Raw genomic sequence first — 25,345 nt, forward strand, 5'->3', positions numbered from 1 at the left:
CTTCCTTGACTTCCGGTTTGGGAAAACCGTGACGGATTCTGTTTTCGTCTGCCTGTTCCCTTTCCTTTTTCCGCTTTGACAAACGCCGTCCGCCAGGCGTCCTTATATGTTATAAGATATGTCATTTTCTGAACCAAATATGTTTGTTTAATACCAACATAAGTATTTATTCCGCGACTTTAATGTTATACTTTATTCTTGTATAGAACTAATTATTGATTCATCCCTCCTGCGGTTATTTTCATCAAAGCGCGCAGGTCAATGAATTGCGGGCTTCGCCTCACCGTCAGATCTGTCCGTTATTGTTTTACCGCCTTGCCCGCTCCTTTTCACCGTCTTAACACCCGCTATTGAAAATGAAGGTAAATCATATGAAAGTTAAAAAACAATCCGTCGCTTTCATCCTGGGGATGATCGTGCTGCTGGCAGGGACCGGCACGCTGATGATCACGGCGATGCGCGAAATCAAGGTTAAAATGAACGTCAGCGCCAACACGACGCTGCTCAACACCACGCGGATGATCTCCGACAGCCTGCTCAATAATTTTTCAAGCGATCAGCAGCAGCTGGAAACCTGCGCAAATCTGTTCAGCCGGATCGATCTTGAACAGCCGGAAGACGTCGTTCGGGCATTGGCGGAATATACCGAAGCAACGTCCTTTTTCCGTTTTTATTTCGTCAATGACGAAGGTGTGGGCTGGGATTCGACCGGCGCAAAGCTGACGCTTGAGGAAATGAGCTTTGACGATACCGCGCTGAGCGAGGGGAAAGCGGGTTATTCCGACGCTTATCTCGGCGCCAGCGGCCGTTTGCAGATCACATTCCAGACGCCGCTGCGGATCAACGGCCAACTTGCGGGCGCCTTGTATGCGGATAAAACAATGTCGAATTATCACAGTCCGTCGTTGTTCACATTCAACGGCGTGGCCGGCAGCGCCTACGTCGTTCAGGGTGAGGACGGAGCGTGGATCATCGACAGCTCCGCAAGCAATACAGACAACCTGTACGTTTTTCTTGGCAAGCAAAACAACGAACCGGCCGTCCTGGACAAGCTGAGAACGCTGATAGCGGACAACCGGTCGGGAACGATCCGGATTCAATACCATCAACAGAACAGCTTTCTCTGCTTCATCCCGCTGAACGCCAGTCATCACTGGTACTTAATTTCGATTCTGCCGCAGAATATCCTGCAGCAGGAGTCGGCGGAAGTTCTGCAGGTGATCTCCTTTGCCCTGGCCGGGTTGTTAGTCGCGCTGGTTTTAATCACGCTGCTCTTACTGAGCCGCCAGGCCTCCAGCAGCCGCGAACAGGAGCGCAAACGCCGCGAACAACTGTTCCAGATCATTTCTGAAAATGTCGACTTTGCCTTTCTCTTATATACGCCGTCCAGGCGGAAAGTGGAAATGCTTTCGGAGAATGTCCGCTTTTTATTCAACATTGAAACAAAAGAAGCCGTTGACCATCCGGAACGTTTGTTTCTGAGCTGCGGGATGCCGCCGCAGGATCCGGCCGGTCATGCGTTTCTCAACGGCGAGCTGACCCAGCGGCTGCGTTATGAATATCAGACCGGTACTGAAAACAAGCTTCAGCGCTGGATTGAGATTTATTTCATTCCCGTTCACAGCGATCAATATCTCGCCGTCCTGCACGAAACGACGGCTGAGCATCACATGCGTCAGGATCTGGCCGACGCCCTGCAGCAGTCGCAGGAAAGCAATCAGGCCCGAACTGTCTTTTTCTCCTCGATGTCGCACGATATCCGTACGCCGATGAACGGAATTATCGGCATGACGACCATCGCTCAGTCGCACCTGGACGAACCGGAAAAAGTCGCGCATTGTCTGGATAAAATCAGTCTCGCTTCGCAGCATCTGCTCGATCTGATCAACGAAGTCCTCGACATGTCGCGGATTGAAAGCGGCAAGATCAGTTTAAAAAAAGAACCCGTCAATCTGTCCCGGCTGATCTCCGACGTGCTGGTTCTGGTCAAGCCGGACCTGACGAAGAAACGCCAGACGCTGCATATCCGCTCAAGCGCGCTGGATTATGACACGGTGATCGGCGATACGCTGCACCTGCAGAAAATCTTATTGAACCTGTTGTCCAACGCCGTCAAATACACTCCGCCGCAGCAAGATATCACCATCGGGATCCATGAAGAAGCCGGCGTTGACGATAAAATCAACGTGATTTTCACCGTAGAAGACACCGGGATCGGCATGACGCCGGAATTCCTCAATCGGATCTTCACCCCGTTTGAGCGGGCGCAGGACAGCCGCATCAGTCAGATCACCGGCACCGGTTTAGGCATGGCGATCACCAAGAACATCGTCGACATGATGGCGGGAACCATTCAGGTGGAAAGCCAGGTTGGCGTAGGTTCCAAATTCACGGTAACGCTGCCGTTTACGACCACACAGACAACGCAGACAAAAAAAGTTCCGCTGGCCGGCTGTTCCGTGCTGGTAGTGGACGATGATCCCGACACCTGCGAAGGTCTGCGGATGATGCTGGAACGTGAAAATGTCCAGGTCCGCTGCGCCTACACCGGCCAGCAGGGAATTGACGCCGCGCTGCTGGCACATCAGGAAGGCCATGATTATCTGGGAATCATCATGGATTGGAGAATGGAAGGTCTTAACGGGATTGAGGCTGCGCGTCAAATCCGCGCCCGGATTCCTTCAGAGATTCCGATCATTCTGCTTTCCGCTTACAACTGGGAAGACGTCGAACAGGAAGCGCTGGATGCCGGCATTAACGGATTTTTAACGAAGCCGATTTTCCGGAGCGAATTGATTGAAAAACTCTCCGACGCTCTCATTCAGGTCAAAGAGGGAACGCCGGCGCTCAGCGATACCGCCCTCAGCTGGCCGGCTGAGGATTTCAGCGGGATGCGTGTTCTCTTAGCGGAAGATAACGAGCTGAACCGCGAAATTGTCATCGAACTGTTAAACGGCTGCGGAATTCAGGTGATCTGCGCGCATAATGGACAACAGGCGCTCGATCTTGTCCGCCAACAGCCGGAAGACGCTTTCGATCTCATCCTGATGGATATCCACATGCCGGAAATGAATGGCTATCAGGCTACCGCGGCCATCCGTTCGCTGCCGGATGCGGCGAAGGCCGGACTGCCGATCATCGCGATGACGGCCGACGCTTTTGACGAAGACGTCCAGAAATGCATGGCTGCCGGCATGAATGGACACATTGCCAAGCCGATTCAGTATCCATTACTTTTTGAAACGCTCCGCCGCTACCAGCCCTTTGAACAAAGACCTGCGACATCAAGAAACGAGGAGAACAACCATGACCATCAAAACTAAATTACGCAAAGCGGCGGCCGCGCTGACGGCCCTCTGCCTGATCGCCGGCTGTACCACCAAACCGAAAGACCCGGAAGTTTACATCGACGATAAAAATGAAGAAATCGTGCTCACCCTGTTCGCTCAGGGAGAGGTCGTTGCCAACCTGATTCAGCAATGCTTCAATGAAGTGATCAACCGCAAGCAGGAAAAAACATTTATTCTTTACAGCGACAGCGCCTCCTTTTACGCAGACGAAGGACTCTCTTACCGCGAGCTACTGTTAAAAAGACTGGAAAGCGGCGAAGCGGACGATCTGTTTATCATTCCCGCCGAAGACGTGCTGGAATTTGACCGTAAAGGTTATCTCTATGATCTTTCCGATATGGATTTCATCCACAATCTGTCCGCCGATGCGCTGCAGCAAAGCACCTATGACAACAAGGTATTCTCACTGCCGCTGTCTTATACGGCGTTCGGCTTGTTATGGAATGTCGATCTGCTTCATCAGTACGATCTGGAAGTTCCGCAGACACTATCTGAATTTCTGACTGTCTGCGAAACACTGAAACAAAACGGCATCGTCCCTTATGGCGCAAACATGGATTACGGCCTCAGCATTCTGGCGATGTGCACCGGGCTGGCGCCGTTGTACAGAGACGCGGACAAAACACAGAAACTGGCGCAGCTGGCTGAAGGAACATTGCCGATCAGCCATTATCTGCGCGACGGATTCACATTCTTAAAAATGATGATTGATCAAGGTTATCTGGACATTGAGCAGGCACTGAACACACAGCCCAACAGCGAGGAAGAAGCCGGCCGGTTCCGCGATGGTCAATGCGCGTTCATCAGCGCCTTTTGCCGGGCCGCCACTTTCTCCAGCGATTACCATTTCGAAGTCGTCATGACCGCATTGCCGGTTCTGGAAGAAGGCTCAATCTGCGTTGTCGGCGCGGATCAGCGGCTGGCTGTCAATCCCAATTCAAAACATTTAAAAGAAGCGCTGATCACAGTTGAAACGCTGGGTACTGTTGAAACGCTCAATGAATTCGCGAAGATGCTGGGCAAAACCTCACCAGCCCGCGGCAACGAAGCTTCGACTTTGCCGCAGGCCGCGCCGCTGGTTGCCAGTCTGGCAGAAGCCGAACAAATTCCCAATCAGGATTTCTCGCTGCATTTCAACACCTGGAATACAATTAAGGAATTGTGCGTTAAGCTGGGACAAGGGGAAAGTATTGACGCCCTGTGCGATGAATATGACAAGATTCAGCTTGAGGAAATTGAAACCTATCAAGGACAGTAACCGAAACGGCATTCCGGATGAGCTGGAAACAGCACGATTAAAAAAGACCTGGATATCCCGACGCTTCATTCAACGTCGCTGGATCCAGGTCTTTTCTAGTTCTCTTCCGCTTGCGTGTATCTTCAGTTTTTAGCTTTCGCCTTCAGGTTCAGTTCAGCCTGTTCCTGTTCATAACGCGTCAGCATCGCTTCCACCGCATCCCGCTGCGCCGTTGAAAAGTAAACGAAGCGGCTGACCTTCTTCACCGTAAACTCCACCTTGATCTCCCTGGTTTCCTCTGCCTCCGTGACGTCGGCCTGCGTAATCCGATCCCAGGTATAAAGATTTCCCAGCAGTACGATTCCCTGATCGCTGAAACCGCTGCGCATCTGGCTGTAAAGAACCCCCAGCAAGACGATCAGCACCGTCTGAACGATCGAGAATAACGAATGGTTTTGAAACAGCCGGATTATGCCGATAACGACGAAAAATGCCGTAATGATCCAGGTCGGCCCCAGCTTGCCCGGCACTTGAACCTGTCGGGAATGCATCGCCATCCGGGTAAAATAAAAGAGTAAAATCAGATTGACTATGACAATCGCGATTTCCATGAATTCTCACCTCATGGTGAACATTATACCATGATCTTAGCGCTTTAGAAAGAGCGAGGGCGCCGGTTGACAAGTGTCTTAAATCAAGCTACGATAAAACCAGCCAAGGAGGAATTTTCATGAAACTACATTTTTTCACCGGAAAACAATCTGGTTTCGAACAGGCCGCCGCGATTCGTCAGGCGGTGTTTGTCGAAGAACAAGGGTTTCATAATGAATTTGACGAAACTGACGAAACCTGTCTGCATTGCGTGATCTGCGATGGAGAACAGCCGGTCGCCACCTGCCGGGCGTTTGCCAAGGGCGACGAAAGCGGCCGCTGGATCATCGGCCGGGTTGCCGTCAGCCTGAACTACCGCGGCCAACATCAGGGAAACGCGGTGATGAACGCCATGTTGAAGCATCTGTCAGAACAGGGGGTGCGGGAAGTGGAAATTTCCGCTCAATGCCGCGCCGCCGGCTTCTATGAAAAGCTGGGGTTTCGTTCTACCGGAGAAACCCACATGGACGAATATTGCCCGCATGTGACAATGCTCAAGACGCTTTGACCGCTGATGACCGTCACCATCGTCCCACAGCGCTGAATCTTAATACGGCTGCAATCATAAAAGGAATTCCCTTATAAGTCCCGGGAATTCCTTTTTTGTTTTCTTGATAGCTATCGTTCGGCTACCAGCGCCAGATTTTCCTCGAGCATTTGCCTGATCATCACTTCCCAGGCTGTGCCCTTCAATTTTTCCATAGCTTCCTTCAGCATCTTGCGGCAGTTTTCTTCATCATTCTTATAATAGTAGAGCTTCGCCGCACGGTACAGGAAAATTCCCTGATAAAACGGATTGGTCATTTTCGACGCCAGATCCAGCAGCTCGTCCAGAATCTCCGTGTTGTGATGAATATAAATTTCAACTAAAAAGGTACATTCCTTGAGGATACTTTCCACCTGCGAATTGTTGAATTTCGCGGCGATGGCCTTCAAGGTGTCATACGCCTTCAGGGCTTTATCGAACTGCCGGGTATCAATATAAAAGGACACTTCCTTCTGCGCTAACCCCAGCTTGTTGGCCGGATTCATTTTAACGGCGTCCAGCTGTTCGAAAATCTCCTCGATCTTCGCCGTTTCATTCTGCATCAACAGTGCGTCGATCGCCATCAGCGAACGGTTTTTTTTCGAAAAGAACATCTTCCCTTTCCAACTGTTGAGGACCTCGAGATATTTCTCCGGATTGACCTCCTTATACAAAATTTCCGACAGCTCGACCATCAGCTTCTGCATCATCCGGTTCAACAGGAAGTACAGGATCAGACCGACGGCGAGAATCAGGACAAACTGAATGATTTTATTCATGACTTTCCCTCGACTTTACTTTGTTAACTATATCATAAAATTTGAACAGCTTACAGACAGGCACGATAGATTTCCAGAATATCCTCGCGGGTTAACGGCACAAAGGCGCGGCTGAAATCATTTTTCGCCGCCTGATCCGCCATTTCTTCCAGCCGGCTTTCGTCAATGCCGACCTCGCGCAGCGTCATCGGCAGCCCCATGGAAGCAAAGAACGCCGACAATCTATCTATCCCCTGCTGAGCCGCTGTCCAGCAGTCCAGCTGCGGATCGACGCCCCAAACATTCAGCGCAAACCGGGCGAAGACGTCGACGGTCTGTTCGTTAAGCACATGCTTCATCCAGCGCGGCGTTATGATTGCCAGACCAACGCCGTGGGTGATGTCATAATAGGCGCTCAATACATGCTCAAGCGGATGACATGTCCAGGCTCTGTTTTTCCCCAGCGAATTCAGACCGTTGATCGCCAGCGAGGCCGCCCACATCAGATTGGCGCGGGCGGCGTAATCGTCCGGCCGGGCCAGCGCCGCCGGCCCCGACTGAATACAGGTTTTTAACAAGGCTTCCGACAAGCCGTCCTGCACGGAAGCATCGCGGACCTGATCAAAATAAGATTCCATAATGTGCGACATGATGTCCGCCGTCCCCGCCGCGGTCTGACCCTGGGGAACGGTATAGGTATAGGTCGGATCGAGAATACTGAAGCGCGGATACATGCCATAGCTGCTGAAACCGCGCTTGTCGTGGGTTTCCGGATTGGAAATCACCGCAATGTTGTCCATTTCCGAACCGGTCGCCGCCATCGTCAGCACGGTGATCAACGGCAGGCATTCCTTCACCTTCGTGCGGTCGAGCACCAGCTCCCAGGGATCTCCCTCGTATGCCGCCCCGGCACAGATGGCTTTCGAACAATCCAATGTGCTGCCCCCGCCGACCGCCAGCACGCAATCCAGCTGATGTTCGCGGACTAACCGGACACCTTCGCGCACCGATCCGATTTTCGGATTGGCCTGCACGCCGGACAGTTCCTGCCACGCGATCTCATTTTCTTTCAACAAGTTTGTAATCGTATCGTACAATCCCGTTTTTTTCACGCTGCCCCCGCCATAAACCAACAGCACCCGCGTACCGCAGGTCTGAATCAGTTCTGGCAGATGAACGATCTGACCTTGTCCGAAATAGACTTTTGTCGGAATATCATAAATAAAATTATTCATCCTTTTTCCCTGACCTTTCTTAATGAACCCTTGCCGGACTTTTGCCAAACAAACGCCGCGCGCTGATTCCCGCCTCCGGCTGCTTTGCCAAAATGCAGTGATGTCTGCGGCTCAGGAAATTATGGAAAAACCACTGTCAGCAGCATTTTAAACGCCATCTCGGCATAGACGGCATGCGGCTTGCCCGCCGGCATGATGATCGTTTCTCCAGCCTTGCAGAAATGGACATGACCTGCGATCGTAAAGCGGCCGATGCCTTCCAGCACCAGGACCATCGCGTCGCCTTCGGATTCATGCGTACTGATTTCCTCGCCCTGATCAAACGCAAACAGCGTCAGGCTGACCGCGTCGTTCTGGGCCAGCGTCTTACTGACGATCTGCCCCGGCAGCACAGCGACCTGATCGGCTAATTTTAAACTGGTTTCCGGATTCATGTTTTTAATATAACTCATAAGTTTTCCTTTCCAGAGGTCTGGCCTCAGCCAGCCGGCACCTTGCGAAATCCGGCTGTCATTATGATTATTTTACCATGGTTTCCTGCGTTCTGCGCACTATTCCTGTCGATGTGGAAGAAAGCTGGAATTTCTGATGGAACGGGATTCCATCTTTGCTTCAATGTGAAAAACTGCCGGCGTGTTTTCACACCGGCAGTCTGAGAAGATTCTCTGTTTTTCCCCCATGGGAAATTGAAACCAGACGACGCTAATCGGAGATCGTGATCGTAAAGGTTGTCTGCGGATCGCCGGCCAGTCCCAAATAACCTCCCTCCGGCAGCGTCAGCGTCTGATCGCCGTCAGTGACGCGGTTATACTGGCAGATCATCGAAGAATTGTACATGAAGACTCCGTCGGATTCGGAGGTCACCGTCAGCGTCTTGCCTTCCTGCAATGCGGGAATAAACAACCATTGGGTATTGCCGGCTTCGCCGATCGTGACGGTCATTCCGTCTTCAAGAAGATCCGCTGCTTCTTCGCTGACGTACAGATCGCCGCCTGCCTGCAGATATTCGACGCCGTCTTTCGTGAAGAACTGGTAATCAAACTGATCGCGGCTGCCGCTGCCTGGAATCTGAACGAAAGCTTCGGCCCGGTTTTCATCCATGATTTTATGAGCGTTGACATAGCCTTGTGCAAATGTGCTGAGCGGCGCCGGAGCGACCGGCAGAATCATTTCATAAATCTGTGATTGGGAACTCTCGCTCAACAGGAAGTAGAGCTTTCCGCTGCGCTGCTGCCAGGCGGATTTTACGGCATAGGATAACGGATTTTCTTCCACCTTCATGGCGTAGTACACCGTTGCCGCCGTGTAGCCCAAACCCGGAATTTCCGTCACGGCTTCGACTTTCAGATAGGTGTGTCCGCCGTTTTCCTCGAAGCTGAACAGCTGGTTGGTCGTCGGCGAAGGCAGCAGGAACTTGCCATCCCCGACATGCGTCAGCGGCGTCGGGGTATCCGGCGCCTGTTCCATCGTGAAGTTGAGCATACCCTCGTCGGTGAAGTCGATCCGATACAGCGAGGTGGAATCTGCGTACAATCCGGCATAGTCCTTGACTCCATCCGGAATCGCCGGAATTGTTTCCGGCACCGACGGCAGCTGATAACGCGGCAGCGCTTCGCTGATCGCGCCTTTTTCCAGCAGCGCCTGTTCCAATAGCGTTGCGGCCATCATCTGATTATACGAGCTCAATCCGCCCGAGCTCAGAACGACGCAGGTCAGGCCATATTCCGGAATGACTGTGAAATTGGCGTGCGAATACATCGTATCGCCGCCTTTGGTCAGCGCCTGGATGCCGCCCTGGGCAAATGGGGCCAACGCGACGCTGTCCCAGCCTAAGCCATAATCCAGACTGTTGGCTTCCTCGCTTGGCCAGATCCCTTTTGCGGCTTCGTTTTCACTCATCGCGCTTAAAGAATCCGCGCTGAGCACCGGGGAACCCGGCATGAACGCCTGACCCCAGCGGCATAAATCCTCCGCGGTGGAGAAGAGGCCGCCGGTACCGATCACCGACACGATATCCGCCGGAATCTCCCGTTCCGGCTGACTTGCGGAATAGACTTTCGGCATCGCGCTGAAATCGACGTTTTCCACCGGCGTCTGCGTCCGGCCCATGTCCAGCGGTTCTAAAAACTGCGAGCGGAGGTAGCTGGTAAAATCCTGACCGCTAACCTTTTCCACAACCAGCTCCGCCAGCACATAACAATCGTTGGAATACACGGAATATGCGCCCGGATCCGCCTGCAGCCGCATCGTTTTCAAGGTTTCCAGGAATGTATCGTGAGCGGTCGTGCTCGGTGCGAACACAAAACCCTCGTCAAAGGTTGAACCCGGCAGGCCCGCGCTGTGGTTCAGCAGCATCCGCACGGTGATCTCAGAATAACGCTCGTCCGCCATCGTGAATTCCGGAAGCAGCTCCGCGACCGGCTGATCAAGTTTCAGCTTGCCCTCTTCCTGCAGCTTCATGACGGCTGCGGCCGTAAACATCTTCGACACGGAACCGATCGCATATTGATCGTCCGCGCTTAACGCCTGATCGGAGCCCTTGGCAAACACGCCCCGCTGACCCGAGACGACGATTTGATCGCCGTCCATCAGCGCATACTGAACGCTTGTGGCGCCCAGCTGACTGACTAACATTTCCGCCAGCTGATCGGCGGTTTGCGTCAAGCCTGCGGTTTCCATCGTCGGCTCACTGCTTGGCGTTGGCGTCGGCTGCGCCGTGCAGCCGGACGTCGCAAGCAACAATGCCAACAAACATGTCCATCGTTTCATTTAGTATCCCCCTTCAAATTTCTGATCGTTTTGTTTGATCTGACTGTAATTAAAACACAGCTGACCGGCAAAAACAAGCCGTCGGCGATCAGCGGAGAAAATCAGACCCTGACCGGAAGCCTGATTCGGGCAGCGGCCGGAGTTCCGTTTAGAATTGAACAAATTGAAAGAAACAGATTGAAAGACACAGATTTTCTATTCTTTCCGGACCGGATTGACATGAATAGCGCAGTGCTTCACTCGCGGGAATGTTCCCTCTACCGCCTGATGCACATTTTCAGCGATCGCGTGAGCTTCGACTAACGGCAGGTGGGCGTCGACGCCGATCTCCAGTTCGACATAAATCCGATTTCCAAAAATCCGGGTGCGCAGTGTATCAATCGTGACCACGCCGTGCTGGCTGAGAATCGTCTCGGCTATCGCATGCAGCGCTTTTGTGTCGCAGGACTGGTCGATCATCTTGTTTAACGATTGCCAGAACAGCTTGACAGCCACGGCCAGAATCAAGACGCAGATGATCAGGCCGACGGCCGGATCCATCCACAGCCAGCCCTTCCGCGCACCGCCGATCCCGATCAAGGCGCCCACCGACGACAAGGCATCGGAGCGATGATGCCAGGCATCTGCCATCAGAGCATCAGAATCCACGGTGAGCGCAGCCCAGCGTGTCCACCAGTACTGGCCTTCCTTGACCAGAATTGAGACCACCGCCATCATCAGCGCGGCCCGGCCCGGAACTTGTAATGCCGCCGGATGGCAAAGTGTCCTGATTGCGCTGATCCCGACGCCGACCCCCGTAATTCCCAACATGACGGCCAGGATCAGGGACGCAGCACTTTCCAGACGTTCATGGCCAAACGGATGATTGGCATCTGCCTGGCGATGTCCGCAATGCACGCCGATCATCACGACGACAGTGCTTGCGCAATCGGATGCAGAATGAACGGCATCGGAAATCATCGCCTGCGAATGTCCGGTAATCCCGGCAAACAACTTGAAAACGGAAAGCAGTAAATTCAGAATCAGGCTGGTCAGGCTGACGTTCAGCGCCAGCTTTTCAGCGGAATCGGAAAAAGAAGATTTCTCAGTCATGCTTTAATCCCTCGCATTCCTCTTATCTTATGAAGTCCGCAATCTTTCTGTGATCTGATTCCTGATTTTCCAACGCTTAGAACTTGGATAGAATCCGATTTCATTGCTTTTCGCTGCCTTTAGAAAAACAAGCGTCGCTGAAAACAGGCGTAGAGAAATTTCCTCCAATGCGGGAATAACAATTTCTCTGACTTATCACAAATTAGGTCAAACATTAAGAAATGATCAGGTACTTAGATCGTCTTCTACTTATTCGGCGTACCATTTTACCCCATCGTTATCACCTCATCGTTAATTAATCATTAAAAAAACAGTATTTGAATTTGCCATATCAAAAAGTCTTGAACTGTGAAAAGCCTTGCAAGCACTGAACTTTCGCAAATTAAAAGACTAAAAACAATAATGATTTTTGATGCTTTAGTGCCCAAATGGTACCCGGATTTCCTGCGTGATGTAAGACGATACGGGCAGATATAACAAAGAAGCTTGCTATTCATGGGTAAAACCCGTTCATCTGGACCGTTGATGGGGACTGACCCCTTTATTCCACACAGGTTCGTTTTAATTACAAAAATTCAAAAATGAGCGCTATAATAGATGACATACAGATTGAAAAATTTTAAATTTGGAGGTGAATAGCAATGGAATTTAACTGTGGTTTTATAAAAGATAATAAATGGTTTCGTTATAGAGCAGCGGCAATTATTATTGAAGATGATTGTGTGCTATTTGCAGGAAATGAATTGGATGACTATTTCTATTCTATAGGCGGTGCTGTTCACATGGGAGAAACCGCCGAAGATGCTGTTATAAGAGAGGTATATGAAGAAACAGGTATTTGCTACGAAATAGACCATCTTGCGGTTATTCATGAAAACTTTTTTTATAAAAGCAACGGCTCCCTGGCAGGTTTGGATTGTCACGAAATTTGTCTTTACTATCTGATGAAGCCAAAAGGAAGTAAACAACTCTTTAGTAACAGCTATACGCAAGGTGTGAAAGAAGAAATGTACTGGATACCTATTCCAGATTTAAGAAGGCACAAGGCGTTTCCTGCATTCTTGAAAGATTATCTAAGCAAAGAACATTGCGGAATAGAACATATCATTTCGGATGAAAGGAACTAACAAATGTAAGTTTGCGTAAGAAATCAGGATATTATTAACAAGCTGCTTACTGTCGCGAACAAAAACAACTGATTTTACGGAAAGGGTACTACTTTCCTATACTTGTGGCGGAACTTTTTACAAAGGAATGGAAGGGAAAGGATAATCTGAACAGAGAGTTGCTTTGAAGCATTGCAGTTAAAGGACATTTTTAAGTGAAAAGGTATAAACACCTTGTTTTATCAGTTTTAGTGACTGTGAAGGCTGGTTATGCAAGGCTTATTGAGTCCCTAATGCGTAACAAAGGCATTCTCATCGTCTTTGCAGTTGCGATAACATCACCTTGTGTGTATGCTTTTTGCCTTGTTTGTGGTGCTGAAATGGTACCCGATTTTACAAAGCCAACTTATGCGGAGATATGCGAAGATATAAGCAAAAACGTGAAAATCATTGAAAATACAGTTTTTCCCTCACTTCTATAAACACTTGTAAGAAGTTATAAGACGATTTTCGTCTATAAAATCAATAAAAAATAAATACCATGCGACATGTGCAATTCCAACGTGTATGTAATATTTTTGTTGTCCATTGGGACACCTGCCTTTGATTTTCATATGATCTGCGAATCTATTATTATATCTTTTGAAGCTTTTTTATACTCTTGGCAACACTTTCACTTCGCCTGTTCCCCCTGTGCTGATATCGCAATCTAAAATTCTTGCGTTCCAACTCTCAATAACCGCTTCTTTCATATACCAATAGCGTGCATTTTCATCCGTAATACGAAAAAGACTCCTAATATGTGTCCAATTCAAATTGTGAACGCATGCGTTCACAATTTGCTCATCAGGAAAGTATTGATAAAATTTAATGTGATATTGGGAGGCTATTTTCTCAGCGTCCAGTTTTTTTGACTTTTTGTACTTTTTCAACAGCTTCGCCCACATCGTTAACATGACTTAGCAGTATATAGTTATAAAGAGCTTATCATGTTCCTTTAAGATGCACTTTTCTGCGAAAAGAAAGCGTCTTGGCAACACTCGAACGAGTTTTCTACTAAAACGCTCTTTTTATTTCCGTTAATCAGTAACCATTCTCCTCACGCTTTCAGCGGCCGCTGCGGAGATAACTGATGATTTCCTCAGATCAAACGTTTCATTCCTGATCGTGATCATGACGTCCGCTCTTGAACCGTCACCTGATGAATCCACTGACAATGATGAATCCGCCAGTCCCCGGCAAACGCCTTGATTACATCGTCGCACCGCAGGATAAAGAAGGTCATAAACACCGGAATTCCCGCCTGCTGCGAACACCACCAGCCGACTGGAATACAAAACGCCCACAAATAAAATACATCGTTGAAAAAGACGAACCGGGCATCCCCGCCGCCGCGCAGAATCCCGACATTATTGACAAACCCCATGCAGCGGAAGATTTCGATCAGCGCGCCCACGACCATGATTTGCACGAGCACGCCGAATGTTTCCGGCGTAATGTTGTAAAATTTCGGCATCAGCGGAATGATCGCCAGAATAAACAGACAGGCCAGCGTCCCACTCGCCGCGCCGACCCGCTGCAAAAGCCGAATCGGCTGATCCAGCTCGGCCTGTTTCCCTTCGCCGATCAAGTTGCCGACGACGACCGAAGCAGCTGCGGAAATCCCCTGCGAGAGCGCGCAGGAAATCTGCGCAACGACGTTGAAGATCGCATACGCCGTCGCAAACGCGAAAGCCATGTGGCCGGAGATCATCGTCAGCACCGAGCTGCCCAGCACCCACGTTAATTCATTGGCGACCACCGGCGCACAGTTTTTGACAAACGAAGGCCACAGAATCTTCTGTGGATGGAGAATACAGCTGAAACGGAAACGAATCTTTTTCTCAAACCCAAGCGAATAAACAATCAGAATGGCGCATTCCAGCATCCGCGCCAGAATGTTCGCCAGCGCGCTCCCCACAACCCCGCAGGCCGGAACGCCCAGATTGCCGAATACGAAAAGCCAGTTGAAGATCACACTGGCCCCGATCGACGCCAGCGACGCACCCATCGCCACATTCACATCTCCGACAGCCCGCAGCGTATTGCCCAGAACCGTCGTGATCCCAAAAAACAGATAGGACACGCTGACGATCCGCAAATACTGCGTTCCGACCGCGATCACTTCGGGATTGTTCGACAACAGCGTCATGACCTCGCGCGGAAACAACGCCGCGATCGCGACCAGCACCGCCGCTGCGCTCAGCATCACGCGGAACGTGTAGCCGATCACCGACCGGATCGCTTCGCCATTCTGTTTTCCCCAATACTGCGCGATCAGCACGTTAGCGCCGCCGGTTGTCCCGAACAACGTCAGCTGGAAGATGAAGAACAGCTGGCTGGCCTGCGATACCGCGGTCAGCTGCGTTTCACCCAGCGCCCCGACCATCAGCGTGTCGACCATGTTGATGCCGACGGAAATGATCGTCTGCAGCGCTACCGGCACCGCGATCAACAGGATCACTTTCAGTAAAGCGAAGCGTTGAGGGTTGAGAAAAAGCACGTTCCCGTGCTTCTTCCTCTGCTTATTCATCGTGCGTATTGAAGTATTTCATCTCCGGGAGCGGATCCTGCGTTTTAATGTCCTTCAATTCAATGCCGTAATCCACAGCCAGCCGGTAAGCGAGGATCTCCACAACCGGCGCGTATTCCAGACATGCGAAGTCCTTCGAGGCCGGCGTGAAGCCCAAATCGTCCGCGTCGATCGGATTGGCGCCGATCACATACGCGTGGCCGACATCGTTTTTCATGTATTTCGCAATGCCCATTGCCAGATGGTTATCCTTGCCGCCGTCGTTCAACACAATGACCGCATGCCGTTTCGTGAAGCCCATCGTCGGTCCATGCAGACCGTCGTCCATTTCATAACCGACGCACATGAAGCGCTTGGCAATCTCGAGAATTTTCAGCGCGCCTTCCATCGCAACGCCATACAGACTGCCCGGGCCATACAGAACAAAGGCATCGACGTCCATCAACGCTTCCTTGTTGTGATCAAACCAGGCCAGTGTCCGGTCGCAGATTTCCTTGTGGTCCTTCGTCACCGCCAGCGCGTCTTCCATATAGGCCGCCGCTTCCGTCTCGCTGACAACGCCGCGCGCCTGTCCCAGAGCCACGCCCATCAACATTTCCGTCAGGATGCTCGCGCAGTAACCAATCGTGCGCATGCCGTATTCTTCGTAGCCGCAGCCCATGTCGATATGCACATCCGCTTCTTTTGCCAGCGGAGTCGTCGGCGCTTCCGTAATCGCCGCCGTCAGACAGCCCAGCGCTTTGACTTTTTTCAATGCCTGCTGCGTCAGCGTCGAGGTGCCGGACTGGGAAACGAAGACATACAACGCCTTCGGGTTATAAACCGTTTTTGCCAGGAATTCGTTGGGAATCATCGTGCACGTTGACAGCTTGCTTGCTTTTTCAACAAAACGGTACGATGTCAGCGAACAGGTGTTGCTTGTGCCGGAACCGATAAACATGATTTCGTTCAGCTCGCCCAGCCGATCCTTTACTGCGTCCAACAGCGGCGCAAATGTTTCTTCCCGGCGTGCGACGATCCCTTCAATCACCGACGGTACACGATAGATGCAATCCAGTAATGTCACCATTTCTTTTCCTCCTTCAAATGGAATAGAATCCGATCAGGCAGAGGACTCCCTGCCTGATCGTTATTCTTCTTTCTTTCATTGTAGCTTGAAATCCGGTTGTTTTACAGACTTCGCTTAGAAAATACCAATCCAGGTACCCAGAATTGCGAAGATCATCAAACCGAAGATCAAAACTGTCGGGTTGACTTTATTCTTCAATAATTTAAAGCAGAACAAGGTCAGTAACAGCGGAAGCAGATTCGGGAAAATTGTGTCCAGCATCGCCTGGATCGACTGTTCCGCTCCATTCATTTCAAAGACGAAACCGATGTTGCAGGAAACCATCGTCGCCGTCATCGCGCCAACCGTCATCAGACCGACAGTGCTGGCAGCTTTCGTAATCGTACCCATGATGCCGTTTTCCGCAGCGTCGCTCATGAATTTCGCGCCTAAGCTGTAGCCTACGAACGGGCCGATATAACGAACAAACGTCGCAGGAATGTTATAAACCAACAAGAAGATAATCGGTCCTAAAATACTGCCGTTGACCGCAAAGCTTAAGCCAATGCCCATTGCAATAACACGCAATGTACTCTGGAAAATGGAATCGCCAATGCCCGCGAACGGTCCCATCAGGGAAGACTTAACCGCAGAGATCGAGGATTTATCAAAGTTTGGATCTTCCGCCCCCTGTTTTTCCATCGAAGCAGCTAAACCAGTGATAAAGCCGGAAACGCTTGGGGTCGTGTTGAACAGTTCCCAATGCCGTTTGTAACCTTCAATCCGGTCTTCTTTTTCCGGATAATATTTGTTGATAACCGGGATCATCGTGTATAAGAACGCCAGCGCCTGCATTTTTTCCCAGCAGTATGGAGCGCTCATCGTGCAGGACCGCATCGCGATCTGCCGACACATTTTATTTTCTTCTTCTGTTAAATTGAATTTTTCCTTAATCATTGAATAATTCCTCCTCTTCATCCGCGGCGGCACTGGCTGACTTACCGTTGTGATTTTGTTCAACAAAGAGAATAATAACGTACAGAATACCTAAAATGGCGACTGCCATTAACGGCAAACCCAGATAGGACGAGAGAATAAAACCGACGAAGAAATAAACTGCCAGCTTTTTGGTCCACATCATCTTTAACAATAATGCAAATCCGACTGCACCCAGCATGCCTGCCGCGACGCCCATACCATCTAATAAAACAGTTGGCAGCACAGCGATGAATCCTTCGACAGCGGTCGATCCCAAAGCGATCGCACATGCACAGACGATGCCACGCGGAATGAATGTGGTTAACGAAACAAGCGGCATAATTCTTTCTAATGTCTTATAATCGCCTTTTTCCACCCATTTGTCTATTGCCGGGCTCCACAGTGAACGCAACGCTGTAAATGGAACGAACATCATCTGGCAAAGCATCGAAGCCGGAATTGCCAACGCAAAAGCGGTTTCCACACCCTGACCTAAAATAATCGCGTAAGCCGTACCGACGGCGGTCCCTGCTACGGCATCCGGCGGAACTGTGCCGCCGATCGCCATAACGCCCATGAACACTAATTCCAGGCTGGCGCCAACTACGATACCCGTTGTAATATCCCCTAATACGATACCGATGACTGTACCTACAATCAACGGTCTGGTTGTCATAGGATAGGAGAACCATGTTTCTACGAAGTCGCAGAAAATGACTGCCAATCCTACTAACAAAGCTTGTGTCATAATTGTTTCCTCCTCTAAATTAATTTACTGACATCTGTTTTTGATTCACTGGGAACCATTCGCAATTCAACATAAACCAGAGAATTTAACTCTCTCAGTGTCGTTAAATCGTCATCGTTCATATGGACGTTGGCCGCCACCTGTCTGCTACCCTCCTTTTTCTTGACTCCTCCGATGTTGACACTTTTTATCTGCCCTCCTGTTGCCTTTACCAGTTCCAACGCATCCTGAACCGTTCTGACAATCAGGAAAATCCGGGTTTTCTTCGTGCGCGGATCATTCAGCAGCACCGCTGCATCCTTCACCGTTTTGATCGCCAGCTTCACGCCGGCCGGTTTGGCCATCTTGAACGCCAGCTTGCTCATCTCGTTAGTCGCCGCCTCGTCGTTGGCGATGAGAATCGCATCCGGCGCGACCTGTCCGTGAAGCATCCGGTCATCCACTCTGCACAGCTCTACCATAAAACATCATCCTCCATTCCCTTTTCAATTTGTTCCACCGCCTGCTTGTGCGACAACACGGTGATCGTGTCCTTGGCCGACTGCACGGCGTTTTCCAACAATTCCATCGTGGAAATGTCCTGAACGTTCAGATGGCATTCCAGGATCATCGACAACGTCATGCCGCCGACCAGATACACATTCGGATACCGGCACAGTTCCGTCAGCTGATTATGCACGCTGCCGCCATGAATATCGCAGAAGATCATGAAGTCGCAATCCGGCTCGGCTGCGACCTGCCGTTCGATCCGGCGGGCGATCTCGGCCGGGGATTCGTAACGATCCAATCCCAGAGCCTGAATTTCTTCGCAATCACCCATGATCATTTTGGCGGCGCTGAGCACCCCTTCGGCCATGGATCCATGAGAAGCCAGAATTATCTTTCTCACGGGCTGTCCTCCCTTCTCTACTTACGCTCAAATATAAGCAATTAGTATGCCAATTCGAGTTTTTTTGCGTAATTTCTATTTTTTGGAAATAGGGTAGAGGGAAAATAAATTTCGCCCCTCCCATTGCACCGTACGTACGGATCTCGTATACGGCGCTACATATGTATTGCTGTCACGAATAACTTAGATAGTACTCTAAAGGATTGACTAAGCCTTGTCTTTCCTTTTCCTTTATGGCTAGTATTCTGGGATTTAAGATGTAGTTTACCACATTCATTCCACATCTTCGATACCATCCTAGTCTTGAATTTGCTACTTTAAATATGTCTTCCTCTGTAAAGGAAAAATTTTGCAGTTTATTCAGTCTTTGCAGATTTATATAAATCCGTTTCGGTATCTTCCATTGCTTAATAATAACCACTCTTATTTTGTGTCTTAACCATTGTCCGAATTTATCCAAGAATTGTTTCATACTTCCGATACGGAAATAGTTTATCCATCCTCGTATAATTTGGTTTATTCTTTTAAATGTCTCTGCTAATGGTCTTGCTACTGCGTGTTTCCGTTTTAGTATTTCTTTGATTTTCATGCATAACTTCGCTTTCCTGTTATCGCTTGGCCTACACTTCCATCCCATACTTCCTTTCCAGAACGTAAAACCTAGAAAATTACTTTTCGTCGGTCTTACGATTTTGGTCTTTGTCGCACTCACTTTTAAGAATAGTTTTCTTTCTAGCCACCATGTGATTGATTTCATTACTCTTTCTGCTGCCATTTCGCTCTTTACGAAGATGTTACCATCATCAGCGTACCTCACAAAGCGCAGCCCTCTCTCTTCAAGTTCTTTATCAAGCTTATCTAAATATATATTTGATAGTACTGGACTGAGTGGTCCTCCTTGTGGTACTCCTGCTTCATTTGGACTTACTAGTCCATCTTCCATAACTCCTGCTTTTAAGAACGAACGTATCAGATGCAGTATTTCTCTTTCATTCACATGTTCTCTAAGTATTGAGATTAACTTGTCATGATGTACTGTATCGAAATATTTTTCTATATCTATGTCAATAACCCATTCGTATCCTTCGTTTAGATATTCTAATACTTGTTCCATCGCATTATGTGCACTTCTATTGGGGCGAAACCCATAACTGTTTTCACTGAAATGTGGTTCATATATTTCGCTCAGTATCTGCGCTAATGCTTGTTGTATTACTCTATCTGTTACTGTCGGTATACCTAGCGGTCTTTGCTTTCCATCTGCTTTTGGTATATAGACTCTCCTTACTGGCTTTGGTTTATATTTCATATTCATGATTGCGGTTATAATTTCCTCTCCATGTATTTCAAAATATTTGTCAATTTCTTCCACCATCATGTTATCAACACCCGGTGCGCCTTTGTTACTCTTGACTTTCTTTATCGCCAGTTCCATATTTCTTTTACTTAGCATCTTTTCTATCAATCTCATTCGCTGTTCCTCCTCTACTCGTAGATTTATCCAAGACCATCCCCACTACTTTCCTCATCAATGATTACGATTCATTGTTTCAGAGTATCCTCATTTTCGGATTGCTTGAACATTTTCTCATAGTGATTCACACTATACATACATTAAGTCCTTCGTTATCTAGGCTGGATAACTAATATGACCTCAGCTGACTTCTTGTGATAAACCTTTTTCGACCGATGCTACCATCCCTGATTTTAAAGTTTATTGGACTTCATCGTTCACAAGACCTCCCGGGGTAAGACATACATCTCTTTCCTATCTTCACAAGTTCCTGATTTACTGTCTTGGTTTTACGTTTACCTTTTGGACTTTGGTTTGTTTCGCAACCTTATCCACCATTTAGCCTCATCAGGTTTCTGTTCGTAACCTCGAAGATTTTGCTACACCACTTCCTTCACCCTTAACATCACTGCTAACGACTTGTGGTTCACTACACTTGGCGGTAAATACCCGTGGTTGGATTTTCACCAACTAGATGTATGCCATGCCCGGCACACGAAAAAAAGCTGAAATTCCGGAATTCTTTCTGAAATTTCAGCTTTTGTACAGTGTGATTCATGCTTTTATTCAAAGTAACCCGTTTCATCTTCGACACTATTTTCCTCTTTCTCGACACTGCCCAGCGCAATGTATTCATACAAATAGCCAATTTCCGACAGCGGAATCGACACATTGTAAATCCGTTCCACCTCGGCGAAGCTCTTGCGGATGACGTCGATGAAGTCCTGATGCTCCCGCTGCAGCTCGTCCAATTTGTCGTATGGGGCGACGGTCTTGTTGATGATCAGCCGTTCGATCAGACAGCTGATATGCAGGTACAGACCGACCTTGACGTTGCTCGTAATCCGCAGACCCAGCTGCGCTTCAATCGACCGGATGATCGTTTCGACGTTGCCGAGAATGATTTCCGGGTTGAGAATGGTCAGATAGTTCAACAGATTTTCCATCGGGAAGTTGCGCAGCAGGTTGTCGTTAAACTGCTGGATCTCGTCCGGGCTCATGAATTCGTTAAGCAGCTCGGAGATCTTCTCGATGTTCTTCTGTTCGATCAGCTCTTCCAGCGAGATAAATTCCACGCCCTTGATCTTCGGATCCATCGTGCCGACAACGAACAGAATGTTGTATTTGTCAAACACCGGAGCCTGAGAGCCCATCGTCTCGATACTGTCATATTCGTAGGAAAGCACCGGGATGTTCTGCCCTGATGGCAGACTCTTTTCCAGCAGCTTCTTGATCTTCTCCGCCGTGCCGAAGCCGCTCTGGCAGATTGACAGGATGGCGTTGGCCTTCTGGCGGTTGCGCACGATCAGGTAACGGTGCTGGTTGCGGTTGGCCGCTTCCTCCAGAATCGTTTCAATTCCTTCCCCCTCCATGATCATACATCCGATATCCAGCGCCAGCTTGGTCGTGACGTTGTTAATGATGCCGATATCGACATTCTTTAAATTCTCCGTGTACTTGTAGATTTCCTCCAGCGATCCCATATCCACCATCAACAGCACTTCCTTGCACCCTTCCAGGTGTTTCAGATAGTCGGACACCTTGCGGATGATCACGTCCACGCCGCATTCGATCGGCATGTCGATGGCGTCGAAGATCTTGCGGCGAAGCAGCTGGTTGGCGACCTCGGCGATACTGCTGGCAATGTTGAAACCGTGCGCGATGATCAGCACCGGAATCTGCGAGGTTTCCATCTCGCGGTTAAAATACATCATGTAGATCAACAGATCAAGATATCCGATCCCTTCCAGCTTGATGTTCAGACTGTCCTGAATCAGCCGGGCGACGTTGCGGATCGCCGTGGCATTGATCGGAAACAGGCGCTGAATCGCCGCGATACAATCCTGAATTTCCCTGTGGTATTTCTTGTCCAGCGGCAGGCAGGAAACATTGTGGCTGGCAAAATCGAGAATGAAGCGCGACATCGTCACGACCTCGGAATTGCTCAGCTTTTCCAGATTGTATTTCTGCGCCGTGATCTGATAGATATTCTCAACCAGGCTGGCCGTCAGATCGTCCTTGGGCGTCTTGCCCGCGGGATTGTTGAAGAATAAATAATCCGTGTAGCCTTCCAGCAGGATATAGGCTTTTTCAATAAACTCCGGCATCGGCAGATTGTTCCGGTATTGTTCGATCAGCCCCTTATTGAAGGTATAAAGCATTGTTTCAAAATACTTCTGCTTCATCATCTGGCGGGTGTCGATCATCTTGCCGTCGTCATATTCCATCAGCTCGCCGTTGGCGGTTCCGCTTTGAAGCAGGAAGCTGGGCAGATCGTACAGATGCAGCTCAACCGGATCGGCAGCCGGATCGCGCAGATAAGCTTTGGCGACGCTGGCGCGGATCGTATTGACCAATTCTCCGACGTTGCCGGGATAGGCATGATTGACCAGCGTCTGGTAGGCCAGTTCACTGAACACGACCTGCCGGGCGATCTTCCCGCTTTCCTGAGTCACGATCTCATGCACCAGCTCGCGCTTTTCCTGCAGGGAGCGGTCGACGAGCGAAGGCACCTGAACGAGAATCGGAATCCGCCGCAGCAGTGTTTTCAGCAGCACCTTCTGCGGGTCCTCCGTCGTTGCGAAGATCAGCCGCACCTTTGCGGAATACCACGTTTCGTTATCGCCGACCATGTGATAGATCCCTTTGTCCATAAACAGAAAGATCTTCTCCTGACATTCCGGTTTCAAGGCATGAATCTCATCGAGAAACAGCACGCCCCCGTCGGCCAGCGCCAGTAACCCGGCCTTGTCCTTTTCCGCACCGGTGTAAGAGCCTTTCTTATAGCCGAACAAATTCGTCAGGAACAGCTCCGGATTGTTAGCGTATTCGGCGCAGTTGACGGTGACGAAGCTGCCCTTCTTGTCCAGAATTCCTTTTTCCACGCTGTATTCGTAGGTCAGCTGCGCGATATAGCTTTTGCCTGTGCCGGTCTGTCCCTACAGGAGAATCGGCAGGCCGATGCCGGGATAGGTGATCGCCGCCTTGCATTGCTCGACGCATTGCTTCAGACTTTCCTGATGCCCGACCAGCTTGCGGAAAGACACGATCTTTTCCTTCCGCGCCGTTACATCCCGCATAAGCTCCTCCACCGAATCGTAGGCCGGTTCCAGATCTTCCGCCTTCGTCCGCTCGCACAGCGCGGCTTTGCTTAAAAAGTAGACCGGACGCGTGTTGATTTTAATAACCGTCCCCTCGCCATGGGCTTCGTTAAGATATTGCGAAACAAGATTGCGGCTCACGCTGAAACGCTCCGCCAGCCCCTGAGCGCTTAAGCCGGACAGATCGTTCCAGGCGAAACAGCGGGTTGCTTCCGCCAGCGCGTCCAGAATTTTTTTCTTTGCCGGACTTTCCATAATTACCCCTCCTTCTGTTCTCCCCTTGGAATAATTCGTTGAAAAAAGATTACAATTTAAGAATAGGTTCGGAATTCGACTTTGTCAATCAAACGCGAATTAATTTTGAGAGCGCTGTCACCAAGTCCCGGTTGTGCTACAATAAGAAAAAAGGAGGGAGACCGCATGAAAAGTACGTTTGCCTTAACGCCGAAGATCCAGCCTCAGCACCGGTTGAAACCGGCGATGCTGGAATCTTTGAACATCCTGCACATGAGCTCCGACGCGCTGGCGGCCTACCTGGACGAGCAGATGCTGAGCAATCCGCTGCTGGAATGGAGTGATCAACGGCCGGTTAAGAGCGGCGATCTCTATGAGAAAGCCGGGCAGTTTGTCGCGGCCGAGGTTTCCCTGAAACAACAGCTGCGGCACCAGGCGGCAGTTTTGTTGGAACCGGCGGATCAGGCAATCGCCGAAACGTTGATCGGCTTGCTGGACGAGGACGGTTATCTGCGCGAAAAGACAGATGAGCTGTGCGGTTTGTTGAAGATCGGCGAACCAAGGCTGAACCGGATTTTGTCTTTATTGAAAACCTTGAAGCCCACCGGGGTGTTCGCTCAGGATCTGCGCGAATGCCTGCTGCTTCAGCTTATGGAATTGCATCCGGAAAATGAACTGGCCCGGCGGCTGACCGGGCAGTTGGAAGCACTGGCCCGGGGCAGTACGGCGGCCTTATGCAAGACGCTGCATTGCACGGCGGATCAGCTAAACGAAGCGATTGCCGCAATCCGCAGCTGTGATCCCAAACCCGGCCGCAGTCAGGGCGCCGCGGCCGCTTCGCTGGCTTGCGAGGTGGCGGTGGAAATCGAAGACGGACAGTTTAAAATCACTTTGACTCACAGCTTCAGCGAGCTGATTTTCAATCCGCTGCCGATCGACGATCCATCGGTTCAGGAATATTTGAAACAAAAAACGACAGCTGCCAAAAACCTGCTTCTGGCAATTCAAAAACGCAACCAGACATTGGCGGCGATCACTGAAGCAATCTGTCTGAACCAGAAAGGATTCTTTATGGAGGGACGGCCTTTAATGCCCCTGACCCGCCATCAGATCGCCAGTCAGCTGGGGCTGCATCCTTCAACGGTTTCCCGCTCGCTGGCTGGCAAAGGTCTGGAATTTAACGGTCAGCTTTACCCGTTCTCCATCTTTTTCTCCGCCAAGATTCAGGACGAATTAAGCCAGGATCAGGTGCTGCGGCAGCTGAAACACTTAATTGACGAAGAAACGCCCGACACGCCGCTGAGCGATCAACAGCTGAGCGACCGGCTGAAAACGCTGGGCTGCCCGATCAGCCGGCGAACAGTCGTCAAATACCGGGAAAAACTGCACATTCCCGATTCCCGAGTCCGCCGCCAATGGGCGCAGACCGCGTTAAACCGCAAACATTCAGGAAAAATCTGAAAACCAGCCGAAGTTTCCCCTTCTTTTCTCATCTTGTTAAAATTATTAACAACCTGTCTTCAGTTCTCTGTTATAAT

At 50.0% G+C, this 25,345-nt stretch carries 22 protein-coding genes and 1 pseudogene; 5 read left to right on the forward strand and 18 right to left on the reverse strand.

The window, feature by feature from the left end:
- Nucleotides 1-371: 371 nt before the first annotated feature.
- Entirely contained in the window at nucleotides 372-3,323 is a 2,952-nt protein-coding gene (locus tag BQ7364_RS05935; RefSeq protein ID WP_072683862.1) for an ATP-binding response regulator, read from the forward strand.
- Nucleotides 3,307-4,608 carry an ABC transporter substrate-binding protein gene (locus BQ7364_RS05940; protein WP_072683863.1) on the forward strand — a complete coding sequence of 434 codons (1,302 nt, stop codon included), beginning with the start codon at nucleotides 3,307-3,309 and terminating at the stop codon, nucleotides 4,606-4,608. Before BQ7364_RS05935 ends, BQ7364_RS05940 begins: the two co-directional genes overlap by 17 nt.
- Nucleotides 4,609-4,730: 122 nt before the next feature.
- Here BQ7364_RS05940 and BQ7364_RS05945 read toward each other — a convergent pair whose 3' ends face one another.
- The gene (locus tag BQ7364_RS05945; RefSeq protein ID WP_072683864.1) at nucleotides 4,731-5,198 is read right to left on the reverse strand and encodes a hypothetical protein; all 468 of its coding nucleotides are present in this window, start codon (nucleotides 5,196-5,198) and stop codon (nucleotides 4,731-4,733) included.
- Nucleotides 5,199-5,317: 119 nt separating this feature from the next.
- Between BQ7364_RS05945 and BQ7364_RS05950 the strand changes: the two genes are divergently transcribed.
- A complete protein-coding gene (locus BQ7364_RS05950; protein WP_072683865.1) occupies nucleotides 5,318-5,746 on the forward strand; it encodes a GNAT family N-acetyltransferase in 429 nt (142 codons plus the stop codon).
- Between the two features lie 110 nt (nucleotides 5,747-5,856).
- On the opposite strand, the gene BQ7364_RS05955 is transcribed toward BQ7364_RS05950, so the two are convergent.
- The 6 genes from BQ7364_RS05955 to BQ7364_RS05975 all read right to left on the reverse strand — a co-directional run bounded on the left by BQ7364_RS05955 (nucleotide 5,857) and on the right by BQ7364_RS05975 (nucleotide 11,618).
- Nucleotides 5,857-6,543: a hypothetical protein gene (locus tag BQ7364_RS05955; protein ID WP_072683866.1), complete on the reverse strand. Its 687-nt coding sequence runs from the start codon at nucleotides 6,541-6,543 to the stop codon at nucleotides 5,857-5,859.
- A 50-nt stretch (nucleotides 6,544-6,593) separates the two neighbouring features.
- A complete protein-coding gene (locus tag BQ7364_RS05960) occupies nucleotides 6,594-7,757 on the reverse strand; it encodes an iron-containing alcohol dehydrogenase (protein ID WP_072683867.1) in 1,164 nt (387 codons plus the stop codon).
- Nucleotides 7,758-7,876: 119 nt separating this feature from the next.
- A complete protein-coding gene (locus tag BQ7364_RS05965) occupies nucleotides 7,877-8,209 on the reverse strand; it encodes a cupin domain-containing protein (RefSeq protein ID WP_072683868.1) in 333 nt (110 codons plus the stop codon).
- Between the two features lie 250 nt (nucleotides 8,210-8,459).
- On the reverse strand, nucleotides 8,460-10,526 hold the full coding sequence (locus BQ7364_RS05970) for a serine hydrolase domain-containing protein (RefSeq protein WP_072683869.1): 2,067 nt from the start codon (nucleotides 10,524-10,526) through the stop codon (nucleotides 8,460-8,462).
- A complete protein-coding gene (locus tag BQ7364_RS17930; RefSeq protein ID WP_159432757.1) occupies nucleotides 10,527-10,688 on the reverse strand; it encodes a hypothetical protein in 162 nt (53 codons plus the stop codon). It lies immediately after the preceding gene.
- A 33-nt stretch (nucleotides 10,689-10,721) separates the two neighbouring features.
- Nucleotides 10,722-11,618, reverse strand: coding sequence for a cation diffusion facilitator family transporter (locus BQ7364_RS05975; protein WP_072683870.1), 897 nt, complete (start codon nucleotides 11,616-11,618; stop codon nucleotides 10,722-10,724).
- A 641-nt stretch (nucleotides 11,619-12,259) separates the two neighbouring features.
- Between BQ7364_RS05975 and BQ7364_RS05980 the strand changes: the two genes are divergently transcribed.
- The gene (locus BQ7364_RS05980; RefSeq protein ID WP_072683871.1) at nucleotides 12,260-12,745 is read left to right on the forward strand and encodes an NUDIX hydrolase; all 486 of its coding nucleotides are present in this window, start codon (nucleotides 12,260-12,262) and stop codon (nucleotides 12,743-12,745) included.
- A gap of 632 nt (nucleotides 12,746-13,377) precedes the next feature.
- Here BQ7364_RS05980 and BQ7364_RS18340 read toward each other — a convergent pair.
- The 11 genes and pseudogenes from BQ7364_RS18340 to BQ7364_RS17730 all read right to left on the reverse strand — a co-directional run bounded on the left by BQ7364_RS18340 (nucleotide 13,378) and on the right by BQ7364_RS17730 (nucleotide 23,828).
- Complete coding sequence (locus BQ7364_RS18340) at nucleotides 13,378-13,671, reverse strand: DUF1016 N-terminal domain-containing protein (RefSeq protein WP_234973152.1); 294 nt, start codon at nucleotides 13,669-13,671, stop codon at nucleotides 13,378-13,380.
- A 224-nt stretch (nucleotides 13,672-13,895) separates the two neighbouring features.
- Entirely contained in the window at nucleotides 13,896-15,266 is a 1,371-nt protein-coding gene (locus tag BQ7364_RS05990) for an MATE family efflux transporter (protein WP_159432758.1), read from the reverse strand.
- Between the two features lie 22 nt (nucleotides 15,267-15,288).
- The gene (locus BQ7364_RS05995) at nucleotides 15,289-16,365 is read right to left on the reverse strand and encodes an SIS domain-containing protein (protein WP_195396199.1); all 1,077 of its coding nucleotides are present in this window, start codon (nucleotides 16,363-16,365) and stop codon (nucleotides 15,289-15,291) included.
- Between the two features lie 114 nt (nucleotides 16,366-16,479).
- A complete protein-coding gene (locus BQ7364_RS06000) occupies nucleotides 16,480-17,301 on the reverse strand; it encodes a PTS system mannose/fructose/sorbose family transporter subunit IID (protein WP_072683873.1) in 822 nt (273 codons plus the stop codon).
- Complete coding sequence (locus tag BQ7364_RS06005; protein WP_083538461.1) at nucleotides 17,294-18,070, reverse strand: PTS mannose/fructose/sorbose/N-acetylgalactosamine transporter subunit IIC; 777 nt, start codon at nucleotides 18,068-18,070, stop codon at nucleotides 17,294-17,296. Before BQ7364_RS06005 ends, BQ7364_RS06000 begins: the two co-directional genes overlap by 8 nt.
- A gap of 14 nt (nucleotides 18,071-18,084) precedes the next feature.
- Nucleotides 18,085-18,531, reverse strand: coding sequence for a PTS sugar transporter subunit IIB (locus BQ7364_RS06010; protein ID WP_072683875.1), 447 nt, complete (start codon nucleotides 18,529-18,531; stop codon nucleotides 18,085-18,087).
- Nucleotides 18,525-18,959, reverse strand: a complete 435-nt coding sequence (locus tag BQ7364_RS06015) for a PTS sugar transporter subunit IIA (protein ID WP_072683876.1) — start codon at nucleotides 18,957-18,959, stop codon at nucleotides 18,525-18,527. Before BQ7364_RS06015 ends, BQ7364_RS06010 begins: the two co-directional genes overlap by 7 nt.
- A gap of 172 nt (nucleotides 18,960-19,131) precedes the next feature.
- Nucleotides 19,132-20,430: a group II intron reverse transcriptase/maturase gene (gene ltrA, locus BQ7364_RS06020; protein WP_072683877.1), complete on the reverse strand. Its 1,299-nt coding sequence runs from the start codon at nucleotides 20,428-20,430 to the stop codon at nucleotides 19,132-19,134.
- A 605-nt stretch (nucleotides 20,431-21,035) separates the two neighbouring features.
- Complete coding sequence (locus BQ7364_RS18500; RefSeq protein WP_369802547.1) at nucleotides 21,036-22,700, reverse strand: PRD domain-containing protein; 1,665 nt, start codon at nucleotides 22,698-22,700, stop codon at nucleotides 21,036-21,038.
- Between the two features lie 291 nt (nucleotides 22,701-22,991).
- Nucleotides 22,992-23,399, reverse strand: a pseudogene (locus BQ7364_RS18505) (sigma 54-interacting transcriptional regulator); the annotation flags it as partial.
- Between the two features lie 12 nt (nucleotides 23,400-23,411).
- Nucleotides 23,412-23,828 (reverse strand): hypothetical protein, encoded by a 417-nt coding sequence (locus tag BQ7364_RS17730; RefSeq protein WP_139248576.1) that lies wholly within the window; start codon nucleotides 23,826-23,828, stop codon nucleotides 23,412-23,414.
- Between the two features lie 165 nt (nucleotides 23,829-23,993).
- On the opposite strand from BQ7364_RS17730, the gene rpoN reads away from it, so the two are divergent.
- Entirely contained in the window at nucleotides 23,994-25,268 is a 1,275-nt protein-coding gene (gene rpoN, locus BQ7364_RS06035; RefSeq protein ID WP_072683878.1) for an RNA polymerase factor sigma-54, read from the forward strand.
- Nucleotides 25,269-25,345 lie beyond the last annotated feature (77 nt).

Source organism: Holdemania sp. Marseille-P2844, from assembly GCF_900120005.1.
In the GTDB taxonomy this organism is placed as follows: domain Bacteria; phylum Bacillota_I; class Bacilli_A; order Erysipelotrichales; family Erysipelotrichaceae; genus Holdemania.